The sequence below is a fragment of the Taibaiella helva genome, assembly GCF_003545695.1.
GTDB lineage: Bacteria > Bacteroidota > Bacteroidia > Chitinophagales > Chitinophagaceae > Taibaiella > Taibaiella helva.
The window spans coordinates 127,658-142,399 of the sequence record NZ_QUZZ01000003.1; the positions used below are offsets into that span (position 1 = coordinate 127,658).

4 protein-coding genes are annotated in these 14,742 nt (G+C 53.7%); all 4 read left to right on the top strand.

The annotated features are described in order from the left end of the window. Nucleotides 1–118 precede the first annotated feature (118 nt). Nucleotides 119–4,189, top strand: a complete 4,071-nt coding sequence (locus DZC79_RS21955) for an Ig-like domain-containing protein (protein WP_118950639.1) — start codon at nucleotides 119–121, stop codon at nucleotides 4,187–4,189. Between the two features lie 288 nt (nucleotides 4,190–4,477). Next, nucleotides 4,478–8,518 (top strand): Ig-like domain-containing protein, encoded by a 4,041-nt coding sequence (locus tag DZC79_RS05935; RefSeq protein ID WP_157976955.1) that lies wholly within the window; start codon nucleotides 4,478–4,480, stop codon nucleotides 8,516–8,518. Nucleotides 8,519–8,606: 88 nt separating this feature from the next. Then, the gene (locus tag DZC79_RS05940) at nucleotides 8,607–10,265 is read left to right on the top strand and encodes a GEVED domain-containing protein (protein ID WP_118950641.1); all 1,659 of its coding nucleotides are present in this window, start codon (nucleotides 8,607–8,609) and stop codon (nucleotides 10,263–10,265) included. Nucleotides 10,266–10,573: 308 nt separating this feature from the next. Next, a complete protein-coding gene (locus DZC79_RS05945; protein ID WP_118950642.1) occupies nucleotides 10,574–14,647 on the top strand; it encodes an Ig-like domain-containing protein in 4,074 nt (1,357 codons plus the stop codon). Nucleotides 14,648–14,742: the final 95 nt, after the last annotated feature.

A 14,742-nucleotide genomic window follows, 5' to 3' on the forward strand; every position in this document is an offset into this window, starting at 1 on the left:
GGCTTTTGCCTGTCTTTTCTACCAGGCGGAGGTTACCGTTGCGGGATATCTGTGCCTGGTCCTGAAATCACTTTTTAGTCATGACTGATTCTTTATCCATTTATTAAGCGCCCCGTTTATGAAAAAAGTATTTACTGTGAAATGGAGCCGTTCGCTGGCGCCCCTGATGCTGGCTCTTCTGCTCTTAGGCGTATGCTACCCCTTGCATGCCCAGATCCCGGCCAGCTCTTATATTTTTTCCTCCCAGGCTGGAACCTTTACTGAGATTACCGGCGGAACCGCGGTAACCTCTGTCCAGGATGATGATGTGCAAAGCGCCGTGATCAATATCGGATTCAACTTTATTTATTGTGGAAACACTTATACCAGCCTGCGGGCTAATTCCAACGGCTGGCTCACCTTTGGTGGCGGCACGACCAGCTCCGGGACCATGCGGGAAAACACAACCGCTAACCTGGCTACGATCAAGCTGCTGCTGATGCCGCTCTGGGACGATCTGAACGGTAATGCAGGCAATGCCAGTTACCTGGTGACCGGCACTTCGCCCAACCAGGTTTTTACTTTTCAATGGAAAAGCTGGAAATGGTACTGGAACGGCGCCGTTAATATTTCCTACCAGGTAAAGCTCTATGAAACCACCAATGTGATCGAGTACATTTATCGCCAGGAAGCCAGCGCCGGTACACCCAGTGGTTCCAGTGGATGTACTATTGGTATCGGTGACGGTGCAGCCACACCTACGTACCTGTCGCTGAACAATGCCACTGCTACGCCTACTGCTTCCTCTACTACGTTCACTACTGATATTCAGACCAGGCCGGCTACCGGGCAGATCTACCGGTTCACGCCACCGCCGCCCTGCTCTTCGGTGACCACCTGGCCCGTAGCTGTAACACCAATAGCCTCGCCTAATCCCGTATGCGTGTCCAGCGGCGTGGTCAGCCTCAATCTCCCGGCTGTAGCGCTGCCTGTCGTCAGTGGTCTTTCCTATCAATGGGATACCTCGGCCAATGGCACTGCGAACTGGGGCGCCCTAAGCGGCTCGCTCAGCGCACCGCCTTATACGGCTACCGGTGTGACCAGCACCCGTTATTTCCGCTGCCGTGTATTCTGCAGCGGCGGCACGACACCCGTCTGGACCTCCAACAGTATCCAGGTGGTCGTGACCAATCCCGGTTCCGCTACGGCGATCAATGGCAGCCGTTGCGGTCCCGGCGTAGTAAGCCTGGGTGTCACCCCGCCGGCAGGAAGCGCAACCATCCGCTGGTATCAGAACGCCACCGGCGGCGCCATACTGGGCACAGGCAATACTTATACGACGCCTTACCTGACTGCCAATACCACTTACTATGCTGTAGCGGCCTCGACGCCAACCAGTATTACCGCCGGCCGGCCGGCGCCCCAGGGCTCTTCTACCGGTTTTACCTTCAGCAACGACTACGGTATGGTCTTTAACGCGACACAGCCCTTTACGCTCCAGTCGGTAGATGTTTACCCAACCAGCGCTACTGCAGGCTCAACCTATGTGCTGCTGAAGAACAGCGCCGGCGTTACCCTGCAGACTGCAGGGCCCTTTGTACTGCCTATCGGCACTGGCACTACAGTGACCGGCGGCGCCACACCTGTATCTCTTCCCGTGAACCTGAGTGTAAGCCCGGGCACCGGCCTTCGCCTGGTGGACAGCGCCCGTACAGGAAGCATTATCCGCGATAATCCAATCTCGGGCTGGACCTATCCGCTGCCAATCGGTACGGTAGGTAACATTACCTCGGGTCTTGCGGCAGGCGGTATCAGCACTACAACCCATTATTATTTTTATAACTGGCAGGTATCTGCTGCCTGCGAAGGCCCGAGAGTACCGGTAACGGCGACGATCAATAGCAGCACGGCCGTGGCCAAAACTTTTCCTGCGGTAGTATGCAATAACAGCATAGCGACCATTACCTTAACGCCGCCCACACCTGCTTACCCCAGCTACAACTGGAGTCCGCAGACCAACCTGTATACCAATGCCACCGCTACAACACCTTATACCGGCGGCTCAGCAACAACGGTATACCTGAAAACAACCAATGTAGGCACCCAGACCTATTATATGATGGCCGGCAATCCCAATGTGCCTACCGGCTGTACATTTGCAGATACTGTAAAAGTGTGGGTACAGCCGGGGGCTGTCACCATTAAAGGAATGCCCGATACCATATGCGTGAGCGGTACTAGTACCTTGTCGCTGGATACTGTAGCTGGCTATGCGCCAGGCACCATCCAATGGCAGGATTCTATACCAGGCACCAGCACCAGCTTTGCCGATATTGCCGGTGCAACCAATCCTGCTTATACCACGCCCAGCCTTTACTTCGGGCAGAACCGCTATTACCGTGCACAGATCCGCGCCGGTTCGGCTATCTGCGAAACCCCTGTCAAATATGTGGTGATCGCCAATCCAACCATCATCAGCGCGCCGGACAGCTTCCATTGCGGTCCCGGCCCGGTAACGCTTACCGCGGTAACCGGTGGTAACGGAGCCGCCGTATGGTATGATTCCCCCACCGGCACCACACCTGTCGGCAGCGGCTCTCCCTTTGTAACACCTTATCTGGCCACTACCACCAGCTACTACCTGGCCTCCAGCGGCGGGGGCAGCCAGGGTACTCCGGCTATAGGAGCGGGTGCCCTGGTGAGCGCTACCCAGAGCGTAACGCCTTTCTCTTCCGGCTGGGGCGGCAGCAAGCACCAATACCTGATCCGCGCAGCAGAGCTGACTGCAGCAGGCATACCGGTAGGCGCCCGCCTGAGCTCTCTTGGTCTCGATATTGTTGTCGGCAGCACCACCTATCCCGGCTTTGCGATCTACCTGAAGAATACCACAACCAATGCTCTGCCCACTTCGTATGAGACCGGCGTAGTGCCGGCAAGGCTTGCAGCCAACCATACGACCAGCCCCGGCATCAATACTTTCGTTTTTGACGCGACTCCAGGCTTTGTATGGACAGGCGGCAACCTGCTGATCCAGACTTGCTGGAGCAACGGCCCCGGCGTATTTAACGCTACCGGAAGCACGGTCCGTTATGACAATACTACCTATGCCGCATCGCGCCGTGGTCAGATAGACGATATTACTCCTGCGAATATGTGCGCTGCGACTTCTCCCAGTTCATCGGCCAACTACAACCAACGTCCTAAATTCTATATCGGGTACGACAACCGTTGTGAGTCGCCCCGCCAGGAAGTGATCGCTTACATTCATCCTGTACCCAATGTTGACCTCGGTCCCGATATCAACGAGTGTGTGGATGCCGGTGCGATTAAAGTGCTGGATGCCGGTGTGCAGCCCAATACCCCTCAATTCCTGTGGGATAACGGTTCGGCCAGCCAGGTACGTGCCGTAAGCGAAAGCGGGCAGTATTATGTAAAAGTAACCAATCAGTACACCTGTGCAAAAAGTGATACCATCAATGTTACGCTGCGTGCTAACCCTGTAGTGAACCTGGGCAACGACACTTCGGTATGTAATGGTGTGTTGCTGCCTTTGAATGCCGGCAGCAACGGCATCAGCTATTTCTGGAGCAACGGCGCTACCAGCCAGGTGATCAATGTGAATACTCCCGGCAGCTACAACGTGTTTGTGACCAACAACCAGGGCTGTATCAAATCGGATACCATAGTAGTGACAATGGCTGGTGAGCTGCCAAGCATCGATGGTGTGAACATTACCAATAACGGTGTGAATACGTTCCACTTTACGGCGATGAACCCGCAGAATGTGATCGGCTATGACTGGGATTTCGGCGACGGCTCGCCGCACAGCTTCCAGCAATCGCCGACACATACTTATGCTCCCGGTGCGGCCGACTATATTGTCGTGTTGCGCATGAGCAGCAGCTGCGGTTTCTATACCGATTCCACATCCGCCCATATCGTAGGTATTCACCAGCTGAACGTAGGCAACGATGAAATGACCGTTTATCCCAACCCGGCTAAAGCCACGGCTACTATCCTCAACAAAGGCAACCTGAAGATGGAGAAAATAGAAGTGTACAATGTGCTGGGCCAGGTGGTCTATCGTGCAGCAGCCGACAGCAAGGATAAGCATACACTTGCTTTAAGCGGCATGGCTTCGGGTGTTTATACCATCCAGGTGTATACCGATAAAGGAACGGTAGCCCGCAAACTGGAAATAATAAAGTAAGAATAAGAAAATATATTGTGAAAGCTCCGGGATTTTTGTCCCGGAGCTTTTTATTTACTTACCAATCTGATTCATAGTCAGGATCATATATGAATAATGAACATTATTAATGTGATAAAAGGTGCCTATTTTACTAGTTTTTGCGCATAAATATCTCCGTAAATCATTCGTTAATGATAAAATAATATTTTAAATTCGTAACACTATTGTTGAAACAATAAAACAGAAATTATGCAGAAAACAAGTACACTGAAACATGTTTGGCAACGGTACAAAACAAAGGCAGCAATGGCTTTGCTCCTGCTTTGTATGTTCTCGCCCGCAATGGCACAGCCCGGATTTATTGTGCCCTTTTGCTCCGGAGGTCCTCCCTCTTCCACCACGTCCACTACCTATGGTCCGATGTATTCTTCATCGACCACCAACGCTACGAGCCGCTTTGCCTACATCTATCCTGCTTCGCAGCTGGCTTCTATTGCCGGTTCCACTATCAACAACATTTATTTCAACCGGGCTTCGGCGGGCAATGCCATGCTGGGTACGCCCAATTGCAAAATATACCTGAAGCAGGTGACCAATGCGGACTTCGGCGCCGGTGCGCTCACCTGGGCAACGGAGATTGCTACAGCCAGCCTGGTATATGACGGTAACCCTGCAACTATTGTAGGCACTACAACTGGCTGGAAAAATTTTCCGCTCAGCACGCCTTTCCCTTATGCCGGCGGTACGCAAAACCTGGCGGTATTCGTAGAATACCAGAACACCACAGCCAGCAATACGATCAACTGGTCTTATGAGTACACCTCTCCCTGCGTGAATACCAGCAACAGCAATACAACCAAGTATACTTACAATACTTCGGGCACCTTGCCGGCAACCCTGGGCTCGAGCAATTACCGCAGGCCTTACATTGGGTTCGATTATGTATTCCCGCCCTGTAATACCCTGACGTTGCCCTCCAGCGGTACCCTTACGGCCTTCCCGGCTAACATCTGTATTTCAGGTCCCACCACGCTTACCTTTAACCCGGCAACACCGATGCCTGCTGCCAGCGGGATCACGTACAAATGGCAATCCAGCCCTACAGCCGGTGGTACTTATACCGATATTCCCGGCGCTGTGACCACAACGCCTACTTACACTACAGGAACACTGACTGCCGCAAACACTTTTTTCAAGTGTGTGGTATTGTGTAATACAAGTACAGTGCTCACCTCCTCCGCATCCAGTGCCGTTGTTGTATCCAATCCGGGTTCGCCCACCGGCACACCCGGTTCCCGCTGTGGTCCCGGTACTGTGAACCTGTCGGCCACCGGCGCTTCCGGAACCACGCTGCGCTGGTATGATGCTGCTACCGGCGGCGCGCCGCTGGGCACCGGTACTGCTTTTACCACACCGTACATTACCGCTACCCGGAATTTCTACGTGACTGCCGGTACGCCGCCGGCTCCGGCAAATGCCACAGTAGGCGCAGGCGCCCTGGTGCCTTCCTTCCAGTACCTGACGATCTTCGCCGGCGGCTGGGGTGGCTACAAGCACCAGTACCTGATCCGTGAATCGGAAATGATCGCGGCTGGCATCATGCCCGGCGATGCGATCAATTCCATCAGCGTAGACAATGCCAATGGTACCGGAACTTATAACGGCTTTACCTTAAGCCTGAACAGTACTACCGTTACTTCGCTGTCTTCTACATTTGAAGTAGGCGCAAGCGCTGTATTCGGCCCTGTCAACTATACGACTACTGTCGGTATCAACACCTTTACGCTTACAGCACCTTATACTTATACAGGGGGCAGCCTCCTGATCGAAACCTGCTGGAGCAATGCGACTACTTCCAATCCTTATTCCAACATCCGTTACGACAATACGACCTTCCCGGCCACTCACTATGCCTACCAGGATAGTCAGCCGCCTTCAGTGATCTGCGCAGGGCCGTCAAACAATGGTACGCCGGAGAATACCCGCCCCCAGTTCAAATTTAACTACAATACGGCCTGCCAGGGCCCGAGGGTAGCCGTACAGGCGACCGTCACGGCACCTCCTGCGCTCACCAAAACTGCTCCGGCTATCGTTTGTAGCGGGGCTATAGGCAGCTTCCAGGTAACTTCGCCTGTAGGTCAGTATTCCAATTATGCCTGGACTCCGGCCGCTGAGCTGTATACCAACGCTGCTGCTACCACTCCTTATGTGGCCGGCAGCAATGCGCCTACCGTTTATTTTAAATCCTCTACTGCAGGCGCCCGCCAGTTTGCGCTTTATGCAACCAACGCTGCAGCGCCCAACTGTGCTTTCGCCGATACCGTGCGTACCTGGGTACAGCCTGATTCTGTGAGCATCAGCGCGATTCCCGATACCGTATGTGCTCCTTCGGGCAGTACTACGCTTAAGCTGGTGCCTTCAGCAGATTATGCACCCAACGGGATACAATGGCAGCAGTCGAACGACAATATCACCTATACTGATATCCCTGGTGCGACAGGCATTACCTATGTTACGCCTGCATTGTCTGCCAACCGTTACTTCAAAGCCCTGATCAAGTCCAACACCCCGGGCGTCAATTGCGAAGCCCCCGTTAAGCTGATCGTAGTGGCCAATCCGACCCTGACCAGCTGGACCGACAGCTTCAATTGCGGACCAGGTACCGTAACTTTACAAGCAACTGCCGGCGGATATGGTAATGTAAGGTGGTATGCCAACGCTACCGATAACACACCTATCGGCGGGGGAAGTCCCTGGACCACGCCTTACCTCGGCGCGACGACTACCTATTATGCTGAGTCGGGTACAGGTGCTATCCAGCCCGCGCCTACCTTTATCGGTACGGGAACCAACGCTACCTATTGGGGATACCTGCCTTATTTTGCCGTGTACAATGCCGCCAACAAAGTGCAGTGGATGATCAAAGGCTCCGAGATGCAGGCTGCGGGCTTCTCTCCAGGCCTCATTACCGAGCTTGGCTTTGAAGTGACAACCAAGTCGGGTTCCATATCGATCGCGACGCTCACCTACAGCATGAAGCAGGTGGCCAGCACGGCTACGCTCGGCGCTACCTTCAATACCGGTATGCAGCAGGTGTACACGACTACCAATTACAATCCCACAGCCAATGCGGTCAATACCCATACGCTTCAGAGTCCTTTCTTCTGGGATGGCAGCTCGAATATTATACTGGAAGAATGCAGCACCAATCCGACCAGCAATTACGGCTATGTGAATGTGAAATACAATTCCGCTCCTGCGCTCTATTACTATGTTTCCAGCAATGGCGCCAATAACTGTACTGCCCCGGGAGGTGTTTACAGCTCTTCGACCAGGCCTAATATCCGTCTGACTATGCTGGGCGGATGCCGTTCGCCCAGGCAAGCCGTTACAGCCTTTATCCGTCCGGTACCTGATGTAGACCTGGGCGCTGATATCAACGAGTGCGTGGATTCCGGTGCGATCAAGGTGCTGGATGCCGGTGTGCAGCCCAATATGCCCCAGTTCCTGTGGGATAATGGCTCCGTGAGCCAGGTGCGCGCTGTAAGCACAACCGGCCAGTATTATGTGAAGGTAACCAACCAGTATACCTGCGTAAAGAGCGATACCATCAATGTGACGCTGCGCGAGAATCCTGTAGTGAACCTGGGTAATGATACCACCGTTTGTAACGGCGCTGTGCTGCCCCTGGACGCCGGCGGAGACGGCATCAGCTATTTCTGGAGCACCGGCTCTACCAACCGGGTGCTGAATGTAAACAGTCCCGGTACCTACAATGTATTTGTGACCAACAACCAGGGTTGTATCAAGTCGGACACAATACAGGTGAATATGGTAGGCGAGCTGCCGACTATCGATGGCATCAACATTACCAATAATGGGGTGAATACTTTCCATTTCACCGCGATGAACCCGCAGAATGTGATCGGCTATGACTGGGATTTCGGTGACGGATCGCCACACAGCTTCCAGCAATCGCCCACCCATAGCTACGACGTTAACCCGGCCAACTATATCGTGGTGCTTCGCCTGAGCAGCAGCTGTGGTTTCTACACTGATTCCACATCCGCCCATATCGTAGGTATTCACCAGCTGAACGTAGGCAACGATGAAATGACCGTTTATCCCAACCCGGCTAAAGCCACGGCTACTATCCTCAACAAGGGCAACCTGAAGATGGAGAAAATAGAAGTGTACAATGTGCTGGGTCAGGTGGTCTACCACGCGGCTGCCGACAGCAAAGACAAGCATACGCTTTCGTTAAGCGGCATGGCTTCAGGTGTTTATACTATCCAGGTGTACACCGATAAGGGAACTGTTGCCCGCAAACTGGAAATACTCAGATAATTATCTTCTACAGACCCCTTCATCGACATATGGCGATGAAGGGGTTTATTTCCATTACCCCAGTCAATAATCCTAAAATCATTTGTGCATGAAAAGAATTTACTGCAACACGGCAGCTTCGAAACGCGTTTTCAAAAACCTGCTGCTGGGCGTTTCCTTCTTCGCTCTGGCACAGGAAGCGGCTGCCCAGACCTATTGTACTCCGACTTATACCTACAACTGTTCTTCGGGCGACGACATTAAAGACATGATCCTGAACGGTGCTGCCGGTACCATGATCAACAATCTGAATAATCCCTGCCCCTCGACAGGCTACCAGGACTATACCACTTCCACCGCGCCGAATATGAGCGCGATACTGATCATGGGCAATTCGTATAATGGTAATGTAACCACCAGCTATGCCTATGCCAGCGAATCGGTGAAAGTGTGGATCGACTTCAACCACAATGGTACATTCGAATCTACCGAAGTGGTGGCCACGTTGAATGCGATCAGCAATACGAGCACCGGCGCGATCACAGTAGCTGTGCCGCTGACGGCTACTGCAGGCGTTACCCGTATGCGGGTAAGGCTGGTCTATACCTCAAGCGCTACCAGCATCGATCCCTGTAACAATGCTTCTTATGGAGAGTGCCACGATTATAAGGTGACCCTGCAGCCTCCTGCGCCACCCAACAACGCCGGTGTCGGCAGCCTCATCAGTCCTGATGCTACGCCCTTCTGTTCCAATTCGATGAAGGAGGTTTCGGTAAGCGTGATCAACCTGGGTTCCAATGCGCTGAATTCGGCCAATATCAACTGGTCGGTTGATGGCGTGGTGCAGCCTGCCGTGACGCTGCCTTCGACCCTGGCCAACTATAAGGACAGTGTGACCGTGGTGCTGGGCAATGTGCTGTTTCCCTCCACTACACCTCTTCAGATCGTAGCCTGGACTGATATGCCGAATGCTACCACTGACGCGGATCATTCGGATGATACGCTAAAAGCATCGGCTGCGGCTGTGCTGCAAGGTGTGGACGTGCACCTTTCGCCCAGGGATACCACGATATGCCAGGGCGGATCTGTTACCTTTGATGCAGGTTCTTTCCCCTATGATCCCATCTATATCTGGAGCACCGGCAGCCTCGACTCCTTCATTACTGTAGGCGCTGCAGGTAGCTACAGTGTGAAAGTCCAGAATACGCTGGGCTGCTTCGACCGTGATACGGTGGCGGTTTCTCTGCACCCCAATCCCCTGGTGAACTCCATTGCTATTGTTGACAATGGGGACAACTCGTTTACGTTTAATGTAATCGGCGCACAGAACATCAGCGCCTATGAGTGGGATTTCGGCGATGGTTCCACGCCGGTAACCGGTACCGGCTTACCTACCCAGGTTATCCATCCTTATACGACTCCGGGTGAGTACACCGTTACCCTTACGCTATCCAATGACTGTGGTGAGATCAAATCGGAAAGCGTGGTGCTGGTGGGTACGCCTACCGGTATCGGCAGCCATTCTGCTTTGCAAAAAGAGATCAGGCTTTATCCCAACCCGGGCAAGGATTATGTAACCGTTAATGCCAGCAACAATGTTGTCATCAGCCAGATCGACATCTATACCCTTACCGGTCAGCGGGTGCTGAATCTGCCTGCAGGCAACAAGCAAACGATCGATGTTTCCTCATGGGCCAATGGTATTTACCATATGGTAATCTCCACCGATAAAGGCAGGCTTGCCCGGAAGCTTGAAGTGATCCGCTAGGCACTTGGCAAGTGTAAATATTTAAGAGAGGCAGCGTTAAGCTGCCTCTTTTTTTATATACGCTTTTCTTTTACCTTCAAAAAGCATCTCATATGCGCTTGGGAGGCTCTTTTTCATTGTTACCTTTTTCTGCCAAAGGTTAATTTCTTCCTGATTTTAGCCCGTTTACCATTAATTTTAAGGCTTAAACCAGCAATTAGTACGGGTAAAAACCTGGATCACGCTACTAAAGGGAAGCGTCTGGTAGTGGTTTGTTTACATATTATATGTAATTGTGGTCCGGGGATTTGCCACAAACCAACCAACTAATGAATAAAAATCTATCCTTCAAAAGGATAACCTCTTCATTGCTGACCCAGCTCCTCCTGCTGGGTTGGTCGTCGGTCTATGCGCAGATCCCTGCGTCTTCCTACAGCCATACTGCGGTGGCCGGAACATTTACGGATATTACCGGTACCACCGGCGCTACCGTGCTACCCAGTTCTTTTCTGGGCGATGATGTGAGCAGCGCGGCGCTGCCCATCGGCTTCATCTTTAATTACTGTGGTATCGGCTATACCGATGTTGTTGCCTGTACCAACGGCTGGCTCAGCTTCAATGCAGCGACAACATCGACGGCTTATGGTAACACACTGAGTAACCTTACCGGCTCCGGTGCCAGCGATGTAAAGCCGGCATTGATGCCGCTATGGGACGATCACCGGGGCAACGCCGACAGTGCTGCTACCGCTGCTTACGTAACGACAGGCACAGCGCCCAACCGCGTTTTTATCATACAATGGAAAAACTGGCAGTGGTACCGGCTCGGCGCAGTGAACATTTCCTACCAGGTAAAGCTGTATGAGTCGACCAATGTGATTGAGTTCTGCTACCGTCAGGAAGCCAATGGAGGCAATCCCTCCGGAGCCAGCGGAGCAACCATAGGCATCGCTGACGGCGCGGCTACGCCCACTTACCTGACGCTGAATAATGCCAGCGCTGCGGCTACTGCTTCTTCTACTACCTTTACAACCGATATATCCACGCGGCCTGCTACCGGGCAGATCTTCCGGTTTACCCCGCCGCCTGCCTGCAATACCATTACCTCGTGGCCTGCAGCTACGGCTGCTACCGCTGCGCCAACCACCATTTGTAGTATCGGTGGTACAGTAAGCCTCAATGTTGTGGCTGCTCTGCCCGTGGCTACCGGCCTCACCTACCAATGGGAATGGTCGGTGAATGGCACTTTGGGCTGGACCAATATCGGCCCGGTATTGACAACACCTCTCTATACGGCTTCCAATATCACCAGCAGCCGCTATTTCCGTTGCAAAGTACTGTGCAATGGCGGTGCCACGCCTATATGGGTTTCAGACAATACGCCGCAGGTGGTGGTAACTGACCCCGGATCGCCGGTAGCGATCAACGGCACCCGCTGTGGCCCGGGCATGGTAACCCTTGCAGTAACGCCGCCCGCCGGCAGCGCTGGTATCCGCTGGTACCAGGATGCTACAGGCGGCGCCCCGCTGGCTACCGGCAGCAGCTATACTACCGGCTATCTTACACAGAACACTACTTACTATGCCGTGGCTGCTTCTGCGGCTACCGGCATTACTGCCGGCCGGCCTGCGCCCCAGGGCTCATCGACCGGCCTTTCCTTCAGCGTCAACTACGGAATGATCTTCGATGCGGCACAGCCCTTTACAATACAATCGGTGGAGGTATATCCTACCAGCACGACCGCCGGTTCTACTTATGTGCTGCTGAAGAATAGTGCCGGTGTTACTTTACAGACTGCAGGGCCCTTTGCACTGCCCATCGGTACAGGAACCACGGTGGCCGGTGGCGCCACACCTGCTGTACTGCCTCTTAACTTTAATGTGAGCCCGGGCACCGGTTACCGCCTGGTAGACAGCGCCCGTACCGGGAGCATTATCCGCGACAATCCTATCTCCGGCTGGAGCTATCCGTTACCTATCGGTACCGTCGGTAATATTACTGCAGGCCTCGGTGGCGGATCGATCAACAGCTCGGCGCATTATTATTTTTACAACTGGCAGGTATCTGCTACCTGCGAAGGCCCGCGGGTACCGGTAACAGCAACCATCAATGCCAGCACACCGGTAGTCCGGACTTTCCCTGAGGTAATCTGTAACAACAGCGTTGGCGCTATTGCGCTCACCCCGCCATCGCCGCCTTACTCCGGCTATTCCTGGAGCCCGCAGACCAATCTTTATACAGATGCGGCAGGCACCGTTCCCTATACCGGCGGCAGTGCGCAGACGATCTACCTGAAAACTTCCACTGCCGGCCCGCAGATCTATTACCTGATGGCCGGAAACCCTGCCTCGGCCACAGGCTGTACTTTTGCCGATACCGTGACGCTTTGGGTGCAGCCGGGCAATGTTGCCATAAAGGGGCTTCCCGATACGATCTGTACCAGCGGCGCGACAACCCTGTCGCTGGCCCCCATTGCCGGCTATGCGCCCGGCGCCATTCAATGGCAGGACTCCATACCCGGCGCCAGCACCGGCTATGCCGATATTGGCGGGGCGACCGGTCCCGGCTATACTACGCCCAGCCTTTCTTTCGGGCAGAACCGTTATTACCGCGCCCTGATCCGCGCCGGCTCCTCTGTATGCGAAAATCCGGTGAAATATATAGTGGTAACCAATCCGACTATCATCAGTACCACAGATAGTTTTCATTGCGGTCCGGGTCATGTTAGCCTTGCTGCTGTTACCGGCGGCAACAGTACGCCGGTGTGGTATGATGCCCCGGCCGGAGGCACGCCGGTAGGTACGGGCGCTACTTTTGTTACGCCCTACCTGGGTGCGACCACCAATTACTATGTAACGGCAAATGGCGGCGGTGCTTCAGGCGATATTACTATCGGCACGGGCGCTGCAACGGCTACAGGCTATGTATCGCCTTTCCATCATGCTTATGGCGGGCAGAAGAACCAATACCTGATCCTGGCTGCAGAGCTGCTGGCTTCGGGCATTCCCGCCGGCGCCAGGATCACCTCCGTGGGGCTGGATGTTGTTATATCCGGGTTTACCTACAAATCCTTCGCCGTAAGTGCGGGACAGACCACGGCCAATGTGCTGACCACCACCTGGCAGCCCAATATGACCGAGGTACGGGCAGCAGCCGATGTGACGACAACAGCCGGCGTGAACACGCTTACCTTTGACAATCCCTACACCTGGGACGGTACCAGCAACCTGGTGATCCAGACCTGCTACAGCAACAACAACAGCGGCGGTACCAGCAATTCGGTACGTTACGATATCCTGAGCTATGCAGCCACCGCTTATCAGCGCACGGATGGCGTAACACCAGCTACTATCTGCGGTAATACTTCTGTTTATGGTACGCTTTCTCAAAGGCCCAAATTCATTATCGGCTACAACAACCGCTGTGAGCCGGCTCGCCGGCTCGTTGTCGCCAGCATTTATCCAAAGCCCGTTGTTGACCTGGGGCCGGACATCAATAAATGTATCGATGCCGGTGAAGCCACCGTGCTCGATGCCGGTCTGCAGCCCGATACCCCGCAATACCGGTGGGATAACGGTTCCGCAAGCCGCGTACGCGCAGTGGTGGAAACCGGCCGGTACCATGTTACCGTAACGAATCAATATACCTGCGCTACCAGCGATACGATCAATGTAACGCTGCGTAAGAACCCGGTGGTGAACCTGGGCAATGATACTTCGGTATGTAACGGTACAGCGCTGTCCCTGGATGCCGGCAACGGCGGCGTCAGCTATTTCTGGAGCAACGGATCTACCGGGCAGATGCTGGATGTCAATACCGCCGGGACCTACAATGTATTTGTGACCAACAACCTGGGCTGCATTAAATCCGATACCATTATTGTGAATATGTCGGGTGAGCTGCCGGCTATCGACGGTATCAACATCAGCAATAACGGGGTGAATACTTTCCGCTTTACCGCCATGAATCCGCAGAATGTCATTGGTTACGAATGGGACTTTGGCGATGGGTCGCCGCACAGTTTCCAGCAGTCGCCGGTACATGCCTATGCCATGGGCCAGGCTAACTATACAGTAGTGCTGCGCATGAGCAGCAGCTGTGGTTTCGTGATCGATTCCACATCAGCTCATATCGTAGGCATCAACCAGCTGAATGTAAGTAATGATGAGATGACCGTTTTCCCGAACCCTGCCAAATCCACAGCGACCATTCTCAATAAGAGTAGTCTGAAAATGGAGAAGGTCGAAGTATATAATGTGCTGGGGCAGATCGTCTATCGTGCAGCTGCCGATAGCAGGGACAAGCACATGCTTACTCTCGGCAGTATGGGTCCGGGCGTGTACACTATACGGGTATATACCGACAAAGGTGCGGTTGCCCGCAAGCTGGAGCTCCTGAAATAACGAGGTGTTATTGCTATAGCAAGGGCTGCCCTTCGGGTGGCCTTTAACCTTTACAGGCGGGTTTAGCCTGACTTAGGTGAAGTTACCACCGGTCC

Coding starts and splice junctions, on each gene's coding strand:
- DZC79_RS21955 (WP_118950639.1), top strand. CDS start 119: ATGAAAAAAGTATTTACTGTGAAATGGAGCCGTTCGCTGGCGCCCCTG.
- DZC79_RS05935 (WP_157976955.1), top strand. CDS start 4,478: ATGGCTTTGCTCCTGCTTTGTATGTTCTCGCCCGCAATGGCACAGCCC.
- DZC79_RS05940 (WP_118950641.1), top strand. CDS start 8,607: ATGAAAAGAATTTACTGCAACACGGCAGCTTCGAAACGCGTTTTCAAA.
- DZC79_RS05945 (WP_118950642.1), top strand. CDS start 10,574: ATGAATAAAAATCTATCCTTCAAAAGGATAACCTCTTCATTGCTGACC.